Source organism: Microvirga sp. P5_D2 (genome assembly GCF_054049475.1).
Window position 1 is genome coordinate 1 of the sequence record NZ_JBFUMH010000006.1, and the last position, 20,227, is coordinate 20,227.

Consider the following 20,227-nt stretch of genomic DNA (forward strand, 5'->3'; position numbering starts at 1 on the left):
GCCCGACGCTGCTGATCACGGATCTGGCTTTGTGGAAGCCGGATCCTGAGACGAAGGAATTTACGGTAGTCTCGCTGCATCCAGGCGTCACCCGCGAGCAGGTTCAGGAAACCTGCGGCTGGAAGGTAAAGTTCTCCGTCAATCTGGAAGAGACGCCGCCGCCGACCGAACTCGAACTCGGCACGCTGCGCGAGTTGCAGGCCAGGACTGAGCGCGCCCATGGCGGCAAGAAGGGAAGCTGATATGACCGAGGCTTATATCTGCGCTTATGTGCGCACACCCATTGGCCGCTATGGCGGATCGCTCTCGAGTGTGCGCACGGATGACCTCGCCGCCGTTCCGCTGAAAGCTCTCATGGAGCGTCACGCAGGCATTGATTTCGAGGCTGTCGATGACGTGATCTATGGCTGCGCCAATCAGGCGGGCGAGGACAACCGCAACGTGGCGCGCATGGCCGTGCTGTTGGCGGGGCTGCCGGGCTCCATTCCGGGCACTACCATGAACCGCCTGTGCGGTTCCGGCATGGATGCCGTCATCGCCGCTGCTCGCGCCATCAAGGCCGGAGAGGCGGAACTGATGATCGCAGGCGGCGTGGAGTCGATGTCCCGCGCGCCTTTCGTCATGCCGAAAGCGGACACGGCTTTCTCCCGCAATGCCGAGATCTTCGATACCACCATCGGCTGGCGCTTCATCAATCCGCTGATGAAGCAACAATACGGCGTGGATTCCATGCCCGAGACGGGCGAGAATGTCGCGGCAGATTTCAATGTCTCCCGCGCGGATCAGGATGCCTTTGCCGTTCGCTCGCAGCAGAAGGCGGGAGCGGCGCAGGAGCGCGGACGCTTTGCTGAGGAGATCGTTCCTGTGACGATCCCGAAACGCAAGGGTGATCCGGTCGTGGTGGATCGCGACGAGCATCCGCGCGCCGATACCACGCTGGAGCAACTGGCGAAGCTCTCCACACCGTTTCGCAAGGACGGCACGGTGACGGCGGGCAATGCATCCGGCGTCAACGATGGCGCGGCTGCGCTCATCATTGCGTCGGAAGCTGCCATGCGCAAATACGGTTTGCAGCCGATTGCCCGCATCGTCGGCGGTGCGGCGGCGGGCGTGCCGCCGCGAATCATGGGCATCGGGCCGGCGCCCTCGACCAAGAAGCTGTGCGCGCGACTCGGGCTGAAGCCCTCGGATTTCGACGTGGTCGAGTTGAATGAAGCCTTCGCCAGCCAGGGCATCGCCGTTTTGCGCGAACTGGGGATCCCGGAGGATGCGCCTTATGTGAACCCGAATGGCGGCGCAATCGCGCTCGGCCATCCGCTCGGCATGTCGGGCGCGCGCATCACCGGCACGGCGGCGCTGGAGCTGAAGCTAAGAGCTAAGAAGCGCGCGCTCGCCACCATGTGCGTCGGTGTCGGGCAGGGCATCTCCGTTGCTCTCGAAGCCGTTTGATCGGGCGCAAGATGACTGAGGCGCTTCCATATCCGCTGCTCAACGCTCTCGTCGGTGACGAGGAGGTCGGGGCCTTGTTCTCGAACGAGGCGGAGCTTGCCGCCATGCTGCGCGTCGAGGTCGCCTTGGCGGATGCGCAAGCTGAGATTGGCTTGATCGGGCAGGATGCCGCCAATCAAATCCTGAAAGCGTCCGGCAGCTTCAAGCCGGATTGGTCGAAGCTTGCGGAAGGATTGGCGCAGGATGGCGTTGTCGTTCCGCAATTCGTCAAGCAGTTGCGCGCGACTGTCGGCGAGCTGCATGCCAAGGAGGTTCACCTCGGCGCGACCAGTCAGGACATTATCGACACGGCGCTTATCCTGCGTCTGAAGTCGATTATCGAGATCATCGATAGTCGGATCGACCGCCTGATCGAGACGCTTCACGCCATCAAGGCGCGCAACGGCTCGTTGCCGCTGATGGCGCATACGAGGATGCAGCAGGCGCTGCCTTTCACGGTAGCCGACAAGATCGACACATGGATGCAGCCTCTGGAGCGGCATAGGGAAGCCTTGCAGTCTCTCGCGCCGCGCTTGCTCGTCGTGCAGCTTGGTGGTCCTGTGGGAACCCGTGGCGAACTCCAGGGTCGCGGCGATGCGGTGGCCGACGCCATGGCAGAGCGGCTCGGCCTTGGCTATGCGCCGTCCTGGCATTCGCAGCGTGATCGTATCGGTGAGTTCTCCTCATTCCTCTCGCTTCTCTCGGGAACGCTTGGAAAGCTCGGGCAGGATATCGCGCTGATGGCCCAGAACGAAGTCGCCGAGGTGCGCCTTGCCAGCGGCGGCGGCTCATCCGCCATGCCGCATAAGTCGAATCCGGTTCCGGCCGAGGTGCTCGTCACGCTCTCGCGCTTCAATGCAGGCCTGCTGGGCACGCTTCATCAGGCGCTCGTGCATGAGAACGAACGATCAGGCGCAGCTTGGACTCTCGAATGGCTCGTGCTGCCGCAGATGGTGATCGCCACGGCAGCAGGATTGAAGAAGGCCGAGATCCTTCTCGGGCAGATCAGCTTCGTATCCTCTGCTACGGGAGAATAGAAGAGGCATGCCTCAAGCATCACCGACAATGACCGTGATCCTGCCGCTGCCTCCGCAATCTGGACAGGACCTGCCTTGCAGATTTCCGGACCCGTTACAGGTCGGGCAGATATCTTCTCCAGTTTGCTTGGCACCAGGGGCATCTTCATCACCCGGGTTCTTCCGTTCTTTGTCAGTCATTGAACGTCTCCCTCACAGAAGAACGCGGAGGCATCGTAGCGGTTCGGCCCTTGGAGCGAAAACCAGGCGATTGCGCCTTTGGGGAGCGGCATGAGCCGCTGAAGGGAAGGTTCAGGAATGCGCACCAAGGTCGCAATCATCGGCGCCGGGCCAGCCGGGCTTCTGTTGGGTCGCTTGCTGGAGCGCCAGGGGATCGACACCATCATCATCGAACGGCGCAGCGCCGATTACGTGCTCGGGCGCATCCGCGCGGGCGTGCTCGAGCAGGGCACCGTTGAGCTTTTGGAAAAGGCGGGCGTCAGCGAGCGCATGCATGCGGAAGGCCTCGTCCATGACGGCGTCGAGCTGTGTTTCGACGGCGACAAGCACCGCATCGATTTCCGCGAGCTGATCAGCCGGACGGTGATGGTCTATGGCCAGACTGAGGTGACACGCGACCTCATGCAGGCGCGAGGGGCTTCCGGCGCATTGACGATCTATGAGGCGGGGGATGTCTCGCTCCACGATTTCGACGGCGAGAGCCCCAAGGTGCGTTTCGTCAAGGATGGCGTCGCGCAGGAGATCGCGTGTGACTTCATCGCGGGCTGCGACGGCTATCATGGCGTGTCGCGCGCCAGTGTCCCGCAGGACGCGCTGAAAATCTTCGAACGGGTTTATCCTTTCGGGTGGCTCGGCGTTCTCGTGGACAAGCCGCCGGCGGCGGAGGAACTGGTTTATGCCCATCACGAGCGGGGCTTCGCGCTCTGCTCCATGCGTTCGCCCACCCGCAGCCGCTATTATGTGCAGGTCTCGACCGATGAGAAGGTCGAGGACTGGTCCGATGACCGCTTCTGGGACGAGCTGCGACGGCGGGTGGACCGGGAGACCGCCGAACATCTGGTCACTGGCCCCTCCATTGAGAAATCCATCGCACCTTTAAGAAGCTTCGTGGCCGAGCCCCTGCGGTTCGGGCACCTGTTCCTGGCGGGCGATGCGGCGCATATCGTGCCGCCCACCGGCGCCAAGGGACTGAATCTGGCTGCCAGCGATGTGGGCTGCCTCGCCGAGGCCCTGGTCGAATATTATGGCGAAAAGTCCTCCGCCGGGATCGATCATTACTCGGCCCGCGTGCTTGGGCGGGTCTGGAAGGCGGAACGGTTCTCCTGGTGGATGACCTCGATCCTCCACACGTTCCCGGATACGGACACCTTCGCCCGGCGGCTCCAGCGGGCGGAGTTCGACTATCTGGTCAGTTCCGATGCGGCAGCCCGGTCCCTGGCTGAAAACTATACGGGGCTTCCGTTTTAGGGCCATGGATGCCCGCGAAACGGTGTGAAAACCTGTTAAGACCAGTATGGACAGAAGGCGACCAATATGAGACCAGTTAGGGCGTGAACCCGACTGGCCTTACACCCCGCTTTCAATCGCTGTTCCAGGAATCGGCCCCCGGCTCTCGCTTCAACGAAGACGGGTTGGGCCATCGTGGCCGCTTTGCCTGGATCATCGACGGGGCGACGGGCCTCTCCAGCGAGCCGATGACGCCGGGGCCCACCGACGCCGCATGGCTTGCCGGGCAGATGGGGGAAAAGCTCGCCGAGCTGACGGGCAGGGATGGGAAGCTGGACCGCCTCCTGGGCCGCCTTGAGGCAGGCCTCCAGGGCACCTTCGGCGATGCCACAGCCCATATCGAAACCCTTCACGACAACCAGGCCCCTTCCGCCTGCCTCGGCCTCGTTGCCTTGAGGCGGGGCGAGGATGGGCTCGTTTTGGAGGGAGCCTTCCTGGGCGATGTGGTCGCCCTAGTGCCCTCGGAGGAAGGCATTGTCCGCTGGACCGATGAGCGGCTGGAGCCCTTGGAGCAAAAGACGCTGGCGATGCTCGGGACCCAGGCGCGCGAACCCGGTCATATTCCGGAGGCTGTCTGGGCGCAGATCCGTGAGAACCGGGGCATGCTCAACCGGCCCGACGGCTATTGGGTGGTGAGCCCGCGCCGCCCTTGGGCCGGGCAGGAACTGCGTTTCGAGGTGCCCATCGAGGCAGGCCAGCCGGTCGTGCTGGCGACAGACGGCTTCATGCGGCTCGTCGATGTTTTCGAAAAATATTCCGACGCGACTCTCCATGCCGCACTCGCTGCGGGCAGGGGAGCGGCGCTGATTCAGGAGTTGCGGGAGCTGGAGCGGGGCGACCTCATGGCAGGCGCTTATCCTCGTGTTAAAACCCACGATGACGCGACGGTACTCGTGATCGCAGCCGAACTATGAGGCTAAAACGAATTCCGTAAGGCGAGCCTTAAAAGGCGGCCTTGCGGTGGGAGGAACAGGACTTCAACAATGAGGGAACTTAAAATGAAACTGACCAGACGCATTGTGATGGGCGCTGCCGCCGGCAGCTTCCTGCTTTCGGCCGGAGCCGCCATGGCCCAGCAGACCGAGCTGACTTTCTGGAGCTGGCGCCAGGAAGACCGCGCCTTCTACCAGGACGCAATTAAGAAGTTCCAGGCGAAGGAGCCGAATATCTCGATCAAGTTCGAGACCTACGCGCCCGAGAACTACCAGACCATTCTCTCCACGGCGCTCGCCGCCGGCCGCGGCCCGGACGTGATCCAGGTTCGCGCCTATGGCAATCTGGAAACCATCGCGACCCCCGGCTACCTTCTCGCGCTCGACAAGAGCAACATGCCGGAGCTGGCGAACTTCCCCGAAGCCGCTCTCGCCGCCGAGACGCTGCGCTCCGACGGCAAGGTCTATGCGGTGCCTTTCGCCATGCAGGCCCAGCTCGTGGTCTACAACAAGAAGATCTTCAAGGATAACGGCCTGAACCCGCCGAAGACCTGGGACGAGCTGATGACGCTGGCCCAGGCCCTGAAGGCCAAGAATATCACGCCGTTCGGAAACGGCACGGCGACTGCCTGGCAGAACGAGACCATCGTCGGCGGCCTGCTCTCGTCCATGCTGACCAAGGAGTTCGAAGCCGACATCGTGTCCGGCAAGGCGAACTTCACCGATCCGCGTTTCGTGAACGCACTCACCAAGCTGAAGGATGTGAGCCAGTACTTCTCGCCGAACTTCACCGGCGTCGATTATCCGTCCTCGCAGCAGTTCTTCGTGGCTGGCCGCGCGGCCATGTTCGCCGGCGGTTCCTATGAGGTTGCGAACTTCAAGAACCAGAACCCCACGCTCGATCTCGGCGTGTTCCCGGCTCCCGTCCTGAAGTCGGGCGATCAGGCTCTCATCGCCACCTATTACGACGGTGGTTATGCGGTGAACGCGAAGTCCGAAAAGAAGGACGCCGCGCTCAAGTTCCTGCGCTTCCTCGCAACGCCCGAATACGGCACGGCCTTCACCAACACGCTGAAGAACCTGTCGCCGATCAAGGGCATCAAGATCGAGGACGCGATCACGCAGGAGGTGGCGAAGCTCGCCGAGAACTCCATGTCCTACCTGATGCTCGTGCGCTTCCGCTATCAGGAACCGAGCGGCTCGGTGCTGCTGCAGTCGAACGTGCAGAAGATGCTCGCCGGTCAGCAGACGCCTGAGCAGGCCGCTGCCGAGATCAACAAGGGCATCGCGACCTACTACAAGCCGTTCCAGAAGTAAGTCTTTAGACATGAAGGCGGCGGGTGAAACATCCGCCGCCTTTCCCGAAAGATCTTCCCATGCCCGTCTCGCCCAAACAGGCCCGCACGCTGAAGCATCGCAGCTGGGTGGCGTTTCTCGTCGTCCCGCCGATCGTCTTCATGTCGCTGTTCGTGGTCTATCCGATCCTGTCGGCCTTCGCTTACGCCTTCTATGAATGGCGCGGGCTGGCGCGTGGGGAGTTCGTGGGCKTTGCCAATTTCAAGGAAGTGCTGTTCGGCGCCACTATGGCGCCCACCGTGTGGAACGCCTTCCTGCACAATGTTTATGCGCTCGTAGCGCTCATGATCGTCCAGAACGGCGGCGGGTTCCTTCTCGCATGGCTGCTCTACAAGGAGCCTTTCGGCTTCCGCTTCCATCGCGTCGCGGTATTCGTGCCGGTGGTTTTGTCCACGATCATTGTCGGCTTTCTCTGGAAGCTGTTCCTGAACCCGAATTTCGGCATCATCAATCAGGCACTCTATACCCTCGGTCTCGATTCCTGGGCCAAGCCCTGGTTAGGGGATTCATCGACCGCGCTCGGCGCGCTGATCCTCGCCAATGCCTGGCACTTCGTCGGCTTCCCGGCGCTCGTCTATCTCGCCGGCATGCAGCGCATTCCGTCAGAGATCATCGAGGCGGCGCGGCTCGACGGCACGAGCGAGTGGCAGCTTTTGAAGAACATCGTGTGGCCGCTGGTGGCACCTAGCACGACCATTCTGTTCACGCTGCTCTTCATCGGCGCCTTCAACTGGTTCGAGATTCCTTACGTGATGGTCGGTCTCGACGGCTCGCCCTTCGGCACGACCGACGTGCTGGGCCTCGTCTTCTACCGCACGGCCTTCGGCAACCAGAGCGCCAGCATCCAGAACTTCGGCTTAGGGTCCGCGCTTGCCACGCTCATTTTCCTCTTCATCGTCGTCTTCGCATCGGCCCTGACCCTGTGGCTGCGCCGTCGGGAGATTCAGTTTTGATCGCCAAGGCCATTTCCCCCTCGTCGCGCCAGCCGATGTCCTTTGCGTTCCTCGCGCAGGTCATCCTGATCGCGAATTCCTTCATCATGCTCTACCCCGTCGTGGTGATGGTGCTGTCGGCCTTCAAGACAACGGGCGAGATCTTCGAGCATCCCTTCGCGCTGCCCGACTTCACGCAAGTCGGAAACTTCACGAAGGTTCTCGGCGAAACGGCGATGCCGACCTATTTCATGAACTCGATCCTCGTGACGAGCACGTCGATCCTGCTGATCCTCGTGCTCGGCACCATGGCGGGCTACGCGGTGGCGCGTTACGAGTCGCGCACCAATACCTTCATCCTGCTGTTCTTTCTCGCGGGTCTCATGCTGCCGCTGAAGCTCGCGGTCATTCCGCTCTTCATCCTGCTGCGTGATTTAGGATTGCTCGACAGCCGCTGGAGCCTCATCGTCACCTACACGGCCATCGGCCTGCCCTCGGCGGTGTTCATCATGGCTGGGTTCCTGCGCTCGCTGCCTGCGGAGCTTGAGGATGCGGCGCGCATCGACGGCGCGTCGGAGCCGCGCATCATGTGGTCCGTCATGCTGCCGCTGGCGCGTCCACCCATGGCGATTGCGGCGATTCAGAACGCGGTGCCGATCTGGAACGACTTCTTCTTCCCGCTCGTGTTCATTCAGACCGATGCGTACAAAACCCTGCCGCAGGGCCTCACCACCTTCATGGGTGAATACACCACCGATTGGGGCATGCTGTTCGCGGGCCTCACTATTGCTGCCGCGCCCATCACGCTTCTCTACATCGCCCTGTCACGCCAGTTCATTCAGGGCATGACGGCTGGCGCGGTGAAGTAACATGCTGATCCCGAAAGGCGCGCTCGTCGTTTCCTGCCAGGCCAGGGCGGACAATCCGCTCCATGGGCCGGTTTACATGTCCGCCATGGCGCTGGCGGCCGAGGCCGGGGGTGCGTTGGGCATTCGCGCGAACGGGGTTGAGGACATCGCGGCGATCCGCGCTGTCACAAAGCTTCCGATCATCGGCATCGCGAAGGTGTGGGACGACCGTTTTCCGGTCTACATCACGCCTGGCTTCGACGATGCCGTGCGGATTGCGAAGGCCGGAGCCGATATCATCGGCATCGACGCGACGCCGCGTCCGCGCAACGGCGATCCGGTCGAGCGTCTGATCGGCCGCATCCGCGCGGAACTTGGGCGGGAAGTCTTCGCCGACATCTCGACGCTGGACGAGGGCAGGGCCGCTCACGCCGCCGGCGCGACCTATGTGGCCACGACGCTGGCCGGATACACGGAAGAGACCGCCTCGCGCAAAGGCGATGGCCCTGATCTCGAATTGCTCTCCGCTCTTGTCGCCGCCGTCCCAGTGCCGGTTGTCGCGGAAGGGCGCTTCGACACGCCGGACCTCGTGGCGGAAGCCTTCAAACGCGGCGCGCATGCGGTGGTGGTCGGAACCTCGATCACCAATCCGCGCGAGATCACCAAAAAATTCGTCCAGGCGACAAAGCCATGGGCAGCTTGAAATCATGTGAGGCGCTCCTTGCGGGCCTGCCTGACACGGGGAGTGTATGATGGCGAATGTAGCAATCCGCGATATCCGGAAATCCTTCGGACAGGTCTCGATCATCAAGGGTGTCGATATCGACATTCAGGACGGCGAGTTCGTCATTCTCGTCGGCCCGTCGGGCTGCGGAAAATCGACCCTTCTGCGTATGATCGCGGGGCTTGAGGATATCAGTGGCGGCAACATCAGCATCGGATCGCGCGTCGTCAACGACGTGCCGCCGAAGGATCGCGACATCGCCATGGTGTTCCAGTCCTACGCGCTTTATCCGCATATGACCGTTGCCGAAAACATGGCGTTCTCGCTCAAGCTCAAGGGCGTGCCGCAGGCTGAGCAGAAGAAGCGCGTGGGCGATGCGGCGGCTTCGCTTGGGCTGACGCCTCTTCTCGACCGCTATCCGCGACAGCTCTCCGGCGGCCAGCGCCAGCGTGTCGCCATGGGCCGCGCCATCGTGCGCGATCCGCAGGTGTTTCTCTTCGACGAGCCGCTCTCCAATCTCGACGCCAAGCTGCGCGTCGCCATGCGGGCCGAGATCAAGGAACTCCACCAACGGCTCAAGACCACGACGATCTACGTGACGCACGACCAGATCGAGGCCATGACCATGGCCGACAAGATTGTCGTCATGCATGACGGCATCGTGGAGCAGATCGGCGCGCCGCTCGAACTCTACGACCGCCCGGCCAACCGCTTCGTGGCAGGCTTCATCGGCTCGCCGTCCATGAACTTCATCGATGGGCAATTGGGCGAGGGCGGCTTCGTTCTGCCGAGCGGGGCTGTTCTTCCGCTGGAGACGCGCCCCAACCTCTCGAACGGTGCCAAGCTCACCTACGGCATCCGTCCCGAGCATCTTCAGCTCGCCCCTGCCGGCACTCCCGGCGCCATCCCGGCCACGGTTTCAGTGCTGGAGCCGACCGGATCGGACACCACCTTGCTCGTGAAGGCCGAAGGCGGCGGCATGACCGTTGTCCTGCGGGACCGGGTTGCCCTGAAGCCGGGCGAGGCCGTGGCCCTGAAGCCCGCCGCCCATCAGGCTCATCTTTTCGATGAACAAGGCAAGCGCATCGCTTCTGCCTGAGGCAAACTGGCGTTATAACGGAAACGTGAAACCACCCGTGGCGTTCTCGGGTGTACCCATTACCATGGGCTTTTTCGAGGTGCCGCCGTGCTGATCCGTCGCCCCACCGATATCCTGCCGTCCGAGATTACCCCTCGGGATGTTTATCTCAACCGTCGTCAATGGATGACGGGCGCCGCCGGCCTTGCCCTTGTGGCAGCTTTTCCAGGAGCTTTGCAGGCCGCGCCCCTCAATGCGGGCAAGAGCACTTTCTCCACGGACGAGAAGCTCACGAGCCGCGAGGACGTGACCAGCTACAACAACTACTACGAGTTCGGCGTCGATAAGTCCGACCCGTCGAAGCACGCACACACGCTCAAAGCCTCTCCCTGGACGGTCAAGATCGACGGTCTGGTGTCAAAGCCGCAGGAGATCGGCATCGAGGACCTTATCAAGTCCTCGGCTCTGGAGGAGCGCATCTATCGCATGCGCTGCGTCGAGGGCTGGTCCATGGTGATCCCCTGGGTCGGCATTCCGCTGGCTGATATCATCAAACGGGCGGAGCCTTTGGGAACAGCCAAGTATGTGGCGTTCGAGACGGCTTATCGGGAGGAGGAGATGCCGGGCGTCAGGTCCGTATTCCCGGTCCTCGACTGGCCCTATACGGAAGGCCTACGTCTGGACGAGGCTATGCATCCCCTCGCCATTCTCGCGGTCGGGCTTTATGGCGAAACCCTGCCGAACCAGAACGGCGCGCCGATCCGCCTTGTGGTGCCGTGGAAATACGGCTTCAAGGGCATCAAGTCGATCACGCGGATCAGCTTCGTCGAGAAGCAGCCCGCGACGGCCTGGAACAAGCAGGCTCCCAACGAATACGGGTTCTACGCCAACGTGAATCCCAGTGTGGATCACCCGCGCTGGAGTCAGGCCACCGAGCGGCGGATCGGCGAGGGCGGGCTGTTCGTGAAGCGGCGTCCGACACTCATGTTCAACGGCTATGCGGAGCAGGTCGCAAGCCTCTATTCCGGCATGGATCTGCGGAAATCCTACTGATGGCAAGCAGAGCTTCCGTCGAGGGCGCGAAGAAGAGTTTCGCTCTGCCTCAGGTGCCGAAAATTCTGGTCTATATGGTCGGTTTCATCCCGGCCGTGTGGCTGTTCTATGCCGGCATCATGGATCAACTCGGCGCGGACCCCATGCGCTATCTGGAGCAGGCGCTGGGCTTGTGGGCGCTGCGCTTCCTCATCGCGACGCTGACCGTCACGCCTTTGCGCCAGCTCGTCGGCATCAACCTGCTGCGCTACCGGCGGGCCATCGGCCTTCTCGCGTTCTACTACGCGCTCCTGCATCTGACGACCTATCTGGTGCTCGATCAGGGGCTCGATTTCGGGCTCATCATCGCCGATATCATCAAGCGGCCCTACATCACCATCGGCATGGCGACCTTCGTGGTGCTCGTTCCGCTGGCAATCACCTCCAATAACGCCTCCATCCGACGTCTGGGCGGGCAGGCCTGGGCGAAGCTGCATCGTCTGGTCTATATCGCGGCCATCGGGGCGGCGCTCCATTTCATTCTGGTGGTGAAGTCCTGGCCCATGGAGCCCATGGTCTATGCGGCCATCATTGCGGTTCTTCTCGGCTACCGGCTGGTCCGTTCCATGATGAAAAAGCCATCATCCCGTCAAAGGCTTGCTTGAACGGCGCGTGGGCTTGAGTACGATGGCGAACCACGTGGAATCTTGAGGTCAGGCCCCATGCACGCAGCAATCCCCCAGCGCGGATCCGTCATGCGCGCCTTTGCTTTCGGTCTGGTTTTGAGCCTTGGCTCCCTGTCAGGAATGGCCGCGCAGGCGAAGGACGTCACGGTCTTTGCAGCGGCCAGCCTGAAGAATGCTCTCGACGATGTCGCCGCCGCATGGACGCGCGAGACCGGCAAGAAGACTGTGATCTCCTATGCAGCCAGCAACGTGCTCGCCAAGCAGATCGAGGCCGGTGCACCTGCGGATGTCTTCTTCTCCGCCGATCTCGATTGGATGGATTATGTGGCATCCAAGAACCTGATCGATCCCAAGAGCCGCGTTCATCTTCTCGCGAATTCCCTGGTTCTCGTTGCGCCAAAGGATTCAAACGTTCAGGTCTCCTTGCAGCCGGGCGTCGATCTCGCAGTCATTCTCGGCTCCGGCCGTCTTGCCATGGGCAATGTGGATGCGGTGCCTGCGGGCAAATACGGCAAGGCCGGGCTCAAGCATCTGCGCGCTTGGGATGGCGTGAAGGACAAGGTCGCACAGGCCGATAACGTACGCGCGGCGTTGCTGCTCGTGTCGCGCGGCGAGGCGCCCCTCGGCATCGTCTACAAGACCGATGCGGTGTCCGATTCCAACGTGAAGGTCGTCGCGAGCTTCCCGGAAGAAAGCCACCCGCCCATCGTATATCCCGTTGCCCTGACCAAGGATGCAACGAGTGCTGATGCCACGGAGTTTCTTGCCTTCATGCGCTCCGTGAAGGCGAAGCCGTTTTTCGAGGGTCAGGGATTCGGCTTCACGGATAAGCCCGGCTCCGCCTCGTGATCGACTGGCTTTCTCCCGAGGAATGGACAGCCGTTCGCCTCAGCMTCAAGGTCGCTCTCACCGCGATGGCGGCAAGCCTCGTTCCCGGCATCGCCATCGCGTTTCTTCTGGAACGCGGACGCTTTTGGGGCAGGCAGGCACTCGATGTGATCGTGCATCTCCCCTTGGTTCTGCCGCCTGTCGTGGTGGGCTATTTTCTGCTGCTCGGTTTCGGGCGGCGCGGGCCTATCGGCGCGTTCCTCGCCGAGCAATTCGGTATCGTGCTGTCGTTCCGATGGACGGGTGCGGCGCTCGCCTGCGCGATCATGGGATTTCCCTTGCTCGTTCGCGCCATCCGCCTGTCCATCGAAGCGGTGGACCGCAGGCTCGAGGATGCGGCGGGCACCTTGGGCGCGCATCCGGCCTGGGTGTTTCTCGTGGTCACGCTGCCGCTGATCGCGCCCGGCATCATCGCGGGCATGGTTCTCTCCTTTGCCAAGGCCATGGGCGAGTTCGGCGCGACGATCACTTTCGTGTCCAACATCCCCGGTGAAACGCAAACCCTGCCAACCGCCATCTACACTTTCACGCAGGTGCCGGGAGGCGAGAGCGGCGCGTTGCGGCTGACATTGGTGTCCATCGTAATTTCCGTCGCGGCACTCTGGATGTCCGAATGGATGGCGCGTCGCGTCAGGTTCAAGGGTCCCGCGCGATGATCCTCGACGTGGATATCAGGCACAGCATCGGCAACTTCACTGTCGATGCGCGCTTCCAGTCGGAACGTGGCTTGACGGCTTTGTTCGGCCCATCCGGCTCCGGCAAGACCACCATCGTCAAAGCAATCGGCGGCCTGCTGCGGCCAACTCATGCACGCATTGCGGTGAAGGACCGTGTTCTCGTCGATACGGACCGAGACATCCTCGTTCCTAAACATAAGCGGCGCATCGGCTACGTGTTTCAGGAAGATCGCCTCTTCCCGCACCTGAATGTGCGCCACAACCTTCTGTTCGGCCGCTGGTTCACACCAAGCAGCGAACGTAAAGCCACTTTCGACAAGGTCGTGGAACTGCTCGGGATCGGTCATCTTCTCGACCGTTCGCCATCCACGTTGTCGGGCGGCGAGAAGCAGCGGGTCGCCATCGGGCGCGCGTTGCTGGCCGATCCGCAATTGCTGCTGATGGACGAGCCGCTGGCCTCCCTCGATGATGCCCGCAAGGCCGAGATCTATCCTTACATCGAGCGGCTTCGCGACGAGGGCGCGGTGCCGATCGTGCTCGTCAGCCACTCGGTCGCCGAGATCGCAAGGCTCGCCACTTCCGTCGTGGTGCTCGCAAACGGCCGTGTCACGGCATCGGGACCTGCCTCGGAGATACTTCGGCATACCAAMCTGTTTCCCCAATCGGGTCCGGCGGAGACGGGCGCGCTGATCGAAACGGAAGTGCTCCGGCACGAAGACGAATATGCGCTCACGGTGCTGCAAGCGAAGGCCGGCACACTCATGGTGCCCCGCCTCGATCTGCCGCCGGGCACGCGCGTGCGGGTGCGCCTTCGCGCCCGCGACATCATACTTTCGCTTGTGCCGCCAACGGACTCCAGCGCGCTCAATATCCTGCCCGGGACCATCACCGCCATCGGGGAGGCGCAGGGCGCCAGCATCGATGTGGAGCTCGATTGCGGCGGCGACAGCATTGTCGCGCGCATTACCCGCAAATCCCTGGAACGGCTCAGCTTGCGGCCGGGCTTGTCCGTGCATGCCGTCATCAAGAGCATCGCTTTCGACCCCGAGGCCCTTGGCAGGGGGCGGCTTGAGCATATGTGAACGAGGTCTTGCGCGCAGGACCGAGGCGTGTAGCCTGCCCGCCAACTTTTTCTTTCGAGAGATGCGATCATGAACGAACAATTCCGCACCCCGCCAGACGCGCAATCGCATGACGTGCTCCTCGACCGACTGGCGGAAGTTGCCGTGCGGGTCGGGCTTGGCCTCAAGCCGGGGCAGGAACTGGTCGTGACGGCACCGCTCGAGGCGCTCGGCCTCGTGCGCCGCATCACGGAACACGCCTACAAGGCCGGTGCCTCCCTGGTCTCGACCTTCTTCTCGGACGAGGAATCGACTCTTCTGCGCTATCGGCATAGCCGGGATGAAGGCTTCGACACCGCTTCCGCCTGGCTCTATGAGGGCATGGCGGCGGCCTACAAGAACGGCGCGGCGCGCCTCGCGATCGTCGGCGAGGACCCGTCCCTTCTCGCCAAGGAAGATCCCGAGAAAGTCTCCCGCACCAACCGCGCCCGCTCGAAGGCTTATATGCCTGCGCTCGGTCTCATCGCCGGTTTCGACATCAACTGGACCATCGTCGCCGCCGCAACGCCCTCCTGGGCCAAGGCGGTGTTCCCGGACGATCCTGAGGATGTGGCCGTCTCCAAGCTGTGGAGCGCAATCTTCGCAGCCTCGCGCGTGGATACGCCCGATCCGATTGCGGCTTGGGAAGCTCACAATGCCGGGCTGCAAACGCGCACGCGCATGCTGAACGAGAAGAACTACGCCGCGCTGCATTTTCGCGGGCCGGGCACGGACCTGCGCGTCGGCCTCGCCGAAGGCCACGAATGGAACGGCGGATCGACCAAGGCGAAGAACGGCGTGGTCTGCAACGCCAACATTCCCACCGAGGAAGTCTTCACCACGCCGCACAAGGATCGTGTGGATGGCACTGTGCGCAGCACGAAGCCGCTTTCCTACAACGGCACGCTCATCCAGGACATTCAGGTGAAGTTCGAGGGCGGCAGGATCATCGAGGCAAAAGCCCGCACCGGCGAAGAGGTGCTGAACAAGGTGCTCGAAACGGATGAGGGCGCGCGTCGCCTGGGTGAAGTGGCGCTCGTGCCGAATTCCTCGCCGATCTCGCAGAGCGGCCTTCTGTTCCTCAACACGCTCTTCGACGAGAACGCCTCGAGCCACATCGCGCTCGGCCAGGCCTACAGCAAGTGCATCCGCGACGGCGGCACGATGAGCGAGGACGAGCTGGCATCCCGTGGCTCGAACAAGAGCCTCATCCATATCGACTGGATGATCGGCTCCGATCAGGTGGATGTGGACGGGATTACCCAGGACGGCAGGCCTGAGCCGCTCATGCGCGGCGGCGAGTGGATCTCCGCATGAAAGAGCGGGACTCCAATTACGTTAAGTCAGTGGTCTTTTGCCGTTGTCCCATCCATAGCCTGCAAACAGGGCTTGACGTTCCGGGCTCGCGGCTGTGATCTAGCACAGGTATTAAAGAGGTAATCGGCCTTGGGAATCCAAGGCTAATGCCTCTCTGTGAGTAGGAATGATGTCGGATCACACAGCGAATCCCAAGGCCGCCAGCGAGCCTCTTCTGTCCGTTCGGTCCTTGTCGGTGGATTTTGGGACGAGTCAGGGGGCTTTCAGGGCGGTCAAGGATGTCAGCTTCGATGTGCAGCCTGGGAGAACCCTGGCCGTTGTAGGCGAATCGGGCTCCGGCAAATCCGTCACGTCCCTCGCCATCATGCGTCTCACCGATTACACAGGCGGACGCATCTCTGGCGGCGAGGTGCTGTTCAGGCCTTCCGCTGGAAAAACGCTCGATCTCGTCAAAGCATCCGACGATACGCTCCGGAGCATTCGCGGCAACGATATAGCGATGATATTCCAGGAGCCGATGACATCGCTCAATCCGGTTTTCACCATCGGCAACCAGATTGCCGAAACGCTGATCCTGCATGAAGGCTTGAACGGGCGCGATGCGCGGTCGCGGGCGAAAGAGCTGCTGCAGAAAGTGCGCCTGCCCGACGCCGACAAGCTTCTCGACCGCTACCCGCACCAGCTTTCAGGCGGCATGAGGCAGCGCGTGATGATTGCCATGGCGCTGGCCTGTAACCCTAAGCTTCTCATCGCCGACGAGCCGACTACCGCGCTCGATGTCACGATTCAGGCCCAGATCCTCAACATCATCCGCGATCTGCAGCAGGAAATGGGAACCGCCGTCATCTTCATCACGCACGACATGGGCGTGGTGGCCGAGATGGCCGACGACGTGGTGGTGATGTGGAAGGGCGAGAAGGTGGAGCAGGCGCCCGTGCGCGATATCTTCGCCGCGCCGCAGCATCCCTATACGCGCGCCCTTCTGTCCGCCGTACCGCGCTTAGGCAGCCTGACAGGCCAGCCTCTGCCGAAGCGCACGCCCGTCATCGTGATGGACGGCAGCGAGCCAAAGCTGATCGGCGAAACGCATGTGCAGAACACTGCCAACTACACGAAGCCCATTCTCCAAGTGGATAAGCTGACCACGCGCTTCGATGTGGGCAAGACGTTCTTCGGCCGCGTGACGCATCGCGTCCATGCCGTGGAAGAGGTGAGTTTCGATATCTATCCCGGCGAGACCCTGGCACTGGTGGGTGAATCCGGCAGCGGAAAATCCACCATAGGGCGCACGTTGCAGCAGCTCGTGGAGCCCACTTCCGGCACGGTACGGTTCGAAGGGCGCGACATGGCCGCCATGAGCAGCGGTGAGCGCCGTCGCCTGCGGCAGGAAATCCAGTACATCTTCCAGGATCCCTTTGCATCGCTCGATCCGCGCCACACGGTGGGCTACAGCATCGCCGAGCCTATCGTGGTGCATGGCCTCATCAAGGACCGCAAGGCCATCGAGCGGCGCGTGCAGGAACTGCTGGAGCAGGTGGGCTTGCAGCCACAGCACGCCAAGCGCTATCCGCATGAGTTCTCCGGCGGCCAGCGTCAGCGCGTGTGCATCGCTCGGGCGCTCGCCAGCAATCCCAGGCTCATCATCGCGGATGAATCCGTGTCCGCGCTCGATGTTTCGATCCAGGCGCAGATCGTCAACCTGCTCATGGAGCTCCAGGAAAAGCGGCATCTGTCCTATCTGTTCATCACCCACGACATGGCGGTGGTGGAGAAGATCAGCCATCGTGTCGCTGTGATGTATCTCGGCCAGATCGTCGAGTTGGGAACACGCCAGGCGATATTCGAAAATCCGCAGCACTCCTATACCCGCAAGCTATTGTCGGCCGTGCCGATTGCCGATCCGCAGCGGGAGCGCGCCAAGATGCGGATCGAGGGAGAAATTCCAAGTCCTGTTCGCCCGGTCGGGCGTGAGCCTGCCATTCATCGCATGCGCGAGGTGGAGCCGGGACATTGGGTCGCCGTGGAAGCCGATGCGCTTCTCGGTGCAGCATAACAAGTTCAAGAAAGAGGGAAACCAAGATGAAGTTTTCAAAGACAATGAAGGCGCTCGGCTTGACGGCCGCAGTGGCCTTGACGCCTCTCATGGCGTCCGGCGCGCAGGCCGCCGGAACCCTGACGGCCGCCGTCGCCATCGATCCGGCCAGCTGGGACCCGATCGATACCTTCCTGGTCGACTGGTCGTCCGCCGCCAACAACATCTATGACGGCCTTACCGCCCGCGGCGCGGACATGAAGCTCAAGCCGGGCCTCGCAACGTCCTGGGAGTATCTCGACGACGGCAAGCGCATCCGCTTCAAGCTGCGCGAGAACGTGAAGTTCCATAACGGCGAGCCCTTCGATGCGCAGGCAGTGAAATTCACCTTCGACCGCCTGCTCGGCGACGAAGGCAAGAAGGGTCCGCAGCAATCGAACTACACCTCCATCGATCATGTGGAAGTGGTCGACGCCAACACGGTCGACTTCGTGATGAAGCAGGCCGACCCCGTGCTGCTCACGAAGCTCGCAGGCTATGGCGCGATGATCGTGCCGCCGAAATACGTCCAGGAGAAGGGTGACGACTACTTCAACACGCACCCGGTGGGTACCGGGCCGTTCAAGTTCGCCGAATACAATCCGAAGGTGAACCTTGTTCTCGAAGCCAATCCTGATCATTGGGGCGGCGCGCCGAAGCTCGACAAGGTGGTGATCCGCTTCATCTCCGAGGCGAACACGCAAGTTGCCGAACTTCAGGCGGGCCGCATCGATGTGGCGACCCTCATCCCGTTCGGCCTCGCGCCGACCATCGAGAAAAGCCAGAACCTGAGCCTTCTCAGCGTCACCGGGCCGACGGTGGTCTCGCTGCGCTTCAATACCAAGGAAGGCATCACGAAGGATGCGGATGTCCGCAAGGCGCTCATCATGGGTGTCGACCGTGACGCCATCATCAAGGCGGTGCTGCTCGGACACGGCAAGCCCATCGCGAGCTTCCAGTCGGAGCTGTCCTTCGGCAACGATCCGACACTGAAGCCGTTGCCGTTCGACCTCGCCAAGGCGAAGCAGATGCTCCAGCAGGCCAAGGTTCCCGCAGGTGCGCCGGTGCGGATCGACTTCCGCGGCAACGACGCCACCTTCCGCGAAGTGGCTCAGGCGACGGCCGGCTACCTCCAGGCTCTCGGCTTGAAGCCCTCGCTTCAGCCCCACGAGCCTCCGGTTCTGCTCAACGACATCATTCCGAACGGCAAGACTGGCGAGGCCTGGCACCAATCCTGGGGCGGCTGGACCTTCGACTACGACAACAACGCCTACCTGATGTATCACTCGGGCGAGAAGTGGAACCCTTACTACAACGACGCCAAGCTGAACGAGATGCTCGAGAAGCAGCGTTTGATTTATGACGTCAAGGAGCGCGAGAAGATCCTGCAGGAGATCGCGCGCTACGTGGCTGATCAGGCGCTTGAACTCCCGCTCTACAACCAGAACACGATCTATGGCGTGAACAAGCGGGTCAAGGATTTCGACGCCCCCGCCGACCGGCGCTTCCGCTTCTCCAACACGTCGGTGGAATAAGCGGAACGTTCGAACCCTATGACATCGAGCAGGCCCCGCGAAAGTGGGGCCTCTTCCAAAAACAAGAAGAGCGTTGCGGCGGACAGGACCACGACATGGCAGGTTTCATCATCAAACGATTGCTGCAGGCAATCTTCGTCGTTCTCGCCGTAACGCTCGTCGTTTCCTTCGCGATCCGGCTTTCTGGAGATCCGGCCATCATGCTGATGGGCGGCGGCAATGTGACCGAGCGGGACCTCCAGAATATCCGTCAGGCGCTGGGCCTCGACCGTCCGTTCTACGTTCAGTATCTCGGCTTTCTCCAGGGCATCCTGGTGGGCGATTTCGGCCGCAGCTTCATCGGCAATGCGTCGGTTTCCGCCATGATCGCCCAGGCTCTTCCGGCCACGCTGCTGCTCGCCTTCACATCCCTGATCATCTCGATCATCCTGTCCGTGCCGCTCGGCATTTATGCCGCGGTGCATCGCGGGCGCTGGCCCGACCAGCTCATCCGCATCCTGTCGCTGTTGGGCCTGTCGTTTCCGAATTTCTGGCTCGCCATCATGCTGGTGCTCCTGTTCTCCATCTTCCTCGGCCTGCTGCCGCCGAGCGGAATGGAGGGACCGGAAAGCTTCATCATGCCGGCGCTGACCATGGCGATCATTCTCACGGCCACCAATGTCCGCCTCGTGCGCACGGCGATGCTGGAGACGCTTTCGCAGCAATTCATCATGGTCGCGCGCTCCAAGGGGCTTCGAGACCGGGTCGTGCTCTACAAGCACGCTTTGCGCAACTCGGCCATTCCGCTCGTCACCTATATCGGTGTGCAGTTCGGCAACCTGATCGGCAGCATCGTCATCGTGGAGCGGGTGTTCAACTGGCCCGGCATGGGAACACTCGCTTTCGACGCCGTCTCGAACCGGGATTATCCYGTGCTGCAGGCGACGATTGCGGTGCTGGCCCTCTTCATCGTCCTGATCAATCTTGCGGTCGATATCGCCTATGGGCTGATCGATCCGCGCATCCGCACGGAGTGACCTT

The 20,227-nt window shown here is 62.1% G+C and carries 18 protein-coding genes and 1 pseudogene; all 19 read left to right on the plus strand.

Annotation, left to right across the window (positions count from 1 at the left end; genetic code table 11):
* Positions 1-242, plus strand: a pseudogene (locus ACXJKO_RS03790) (CoA-transferase subunit beta); the annotation flags it as partial.
* Between the two features lies 1 nt (position 243).
* Positions 244-1,449, plus strand: coding sequence for a 3-oxoadipyl-CoA thiolase (pcaF, locus tag ACXJKO_RS03795; RefSeq protein WP_457089750.1), 1,206 nt, complete (start codon positions 244-246; stop codon positions 1,447-1,449).
* 11 nt (positions 1,450-1,460) lie between these two features.
* Positions 1,461-2,525: a 3-carboxy-cis,cis-muconate cycloisomerase gene (locus ACXJKO_RS03800; RefSeq protein WP_457089751.1), complete on the plus strand. Its 1,065-nt coding sequence runs from the start codon at positions 1,461-1,463 to the stop codon at positions 2,523-2,525.
* Between the two features lie 297 nt (positions 2,526-2,822).
* Positions 2,823-3,992: a 4-hydroxybenzoate 3-monooxygenase gene (gene pobA / locus ACXJKO_RS03805; protein ID WP_457089752.1), complete on the plus strand. Its 1,170-nt coding sequence runs from the start codon at positions 2,823-2,825 to the stop codon at positions 3,990-3,992.
* Positions 3,993-4,075: 83 nt separating this feature from the next.
* Positions 4,076-4,945 (plus strand): hypothetical protein, encoded by an 870-nt coding sequence (locus ACXJKO_RS03810; RefSeq protein ID WP_457089753.1) that lies wholly within the window; start codon positions 4,076-4,078, stop codon positions 4,943-4,945.
* An 84-nt stretch (positions 4,946-5,029) separates the two neighbouring features.
* Positions 5,030-6,280, plus strand: coding sequence for an extracellular solute-binding protein (locus tag ACXJKO_RS03815; RefSeq protein WP_457089754.1), 1,251 nt, complete (start codon positions 5,030-5,032; stop codon positions 6,278-6,280).
* A 59-nt stretch (positions 6,281-6,339) separates the two neighbouring features.
* Positions 6,340-7,272 carry a carbohydrate ABC transporter permease gene (locus ACXJKO_RS03820; protein ID WP_457089755.1) on the plus strand — a complete coding sequence of 311 codons (933 nt, stop codon included), beginning with the start codon at positions 6,340-6,342 and terminating at the stop codon, positions 7,270-7,272.
* Positions 7,269-8,120, plus strand: a complete 852-nt coding sequence (locus ACXJKO_RS03825; RefSeq protein WP_457089756.1) for a carbohydrate ABC transporter permease — start codon at positions 7,269-7,271, stop codon at positions 8,118-8,120. Before ACXJKO_RS03820 ends, ACXJKO_RS03825 begins: the two co-directional genes overlap by 4 nt.
* A 1-nt stretch (position 8,121) precedes the next feature.
* Complete coding sequence (locus tag ACXJKO_RS03830) at positions 8,122-8,802, plus strand: N-acetylmannosamine-6-phosphate 2-epimerase (protein ID WP_457089757.1); 681 nt, start codon at positions 8,122-8,124, stop codon at positions 8,800-8,802.
* Between the two features lie 49 nt (positions 8,803-8,851).
* Positions 8,852-9,922: an ABC transporter ATP-binding protein gene (locus ACXJKO_RS03835; protein ID WP_457089758.1), complete on the plus strand. Its 1,071-nt coding sequence runs from the start codon at positions 8,852-8,854 to the stop codon at positions 9,920-9,922.
* A gap of 87 nt (positions 9,923-10,009) precedes the next feature.
* The gene (msrP, locus tag ACXJKO_RS03840; protein WP_457089759.1) at positions 10,010-10,954 is read left to right on the plus strand and encodes a protein-methionine-sulfoxide reductase catalytic subunit MsrP; all 945 of its coding nucleotides are present in this window, start codon (positions 10,010-10,012) and stop codon (positions 10,952-10,954) included.
* On the plus strand, positions 10,954-11,598 hold the full coding sequence (gene msrQ, locus ACXJKO_RS03845; RefSeq protein WP_457089760.1) for a protein-methionine-sulfoxide reductase heme-binding subunit MsrQ: 645 nt from the start codon (positions 10,954-10,956) through the stop codon (positions 11,596-11,598). Before msrP ends, msrQ begins: the two co-directional genes overlap by 1 nt.
* 57 nt (positions 11,599-11,655) lie before the next feature.
* Positions 11,656-12,468, plus strand: coding sequence for a molybdate ABC transporter substrate-binding protein (gene modA / locus ACXJKO_RS03850; protein ID WP_457089761.1), 813 nt, complete (start codon positions 11,656-11,658; stop codon positions 12,466-12,468).
* A complete protein-coding gene (gene modB / locus ACXJKO_RS03855) occupies positions 12,465-13,163 on the plus strand; it encodes a molybdate ABC transporter permease subunit (RefSeq protein ID WP_457089762.1) in 699 nt (232 codons plus the stop codon). Before modA ends, modB begins: the two co-directional genes overlap by 4 nt.
* On the plus strand, positions 13,160-14,266 hold the full coding sequence (modC, locus tag ACXJKO_RS03860) for a molybdenum ABC transporter ATP-binding protein (protein WP_457089838.1): 1,107 nt from the start codon (positions 13,160-13,162) through the stop codon (positions 14,264-14,266). Before modB ends, modC begins: the two co-directional genes overlap by 4 nt.
* A gap of 69 nt (positions 14,267-14,335) precedes the next feature.
* Positions 14,336-15,601 carry an aminopeptidase gene (locus ACXJKO_RS03865; protein WP_457089763.1) on the plus strand — a complete coding sequence of 422 codons (1,266 nt, stop codon included), beginning with the start codon at positions 14,336-14,338 and terminating at the stop codon, positions 15,599-15,601.
* A 169-nt stretch (positions 15,602-15,770) separates the two neighbouring features.
* Positions 15,771-17,654, plus strand: coding sequence for an ABC transporter ATP-binding protein (locus ACXJKO_RS03870; protein WP_457089764.1), 1,884 nt, complete (start codon positions 15,771-15,773; stop codon positions 17,652-17,654).
* Between the two features lie 26 nt (positions 17,655-17,680).
* Entirely contained in the window at positions 17,681-19,207 is a 1,527-nt protein-coding gene (locus tag ACXJKO_RS03875; RefSeq protein WP_457089765.1) for an ABC transporter substrate-binding protein, read from the plus strand.
* A 95-nt stretch (positions 19,208-19,302) separates the two neighbouring features.
* Complete coding sequence (locus ACXJKO_RS03880) at positions 19,303-20,223, plus strand: ABC transporter permease (RefSeq protein WP_457089766.1); 921 nt, start codon at positions 19,303-19,305, stop codon at positions 20,221-20,223.
* The last annotated feature ends 4 nt before the right edge of the window (positions 20,224-20,227 follow it).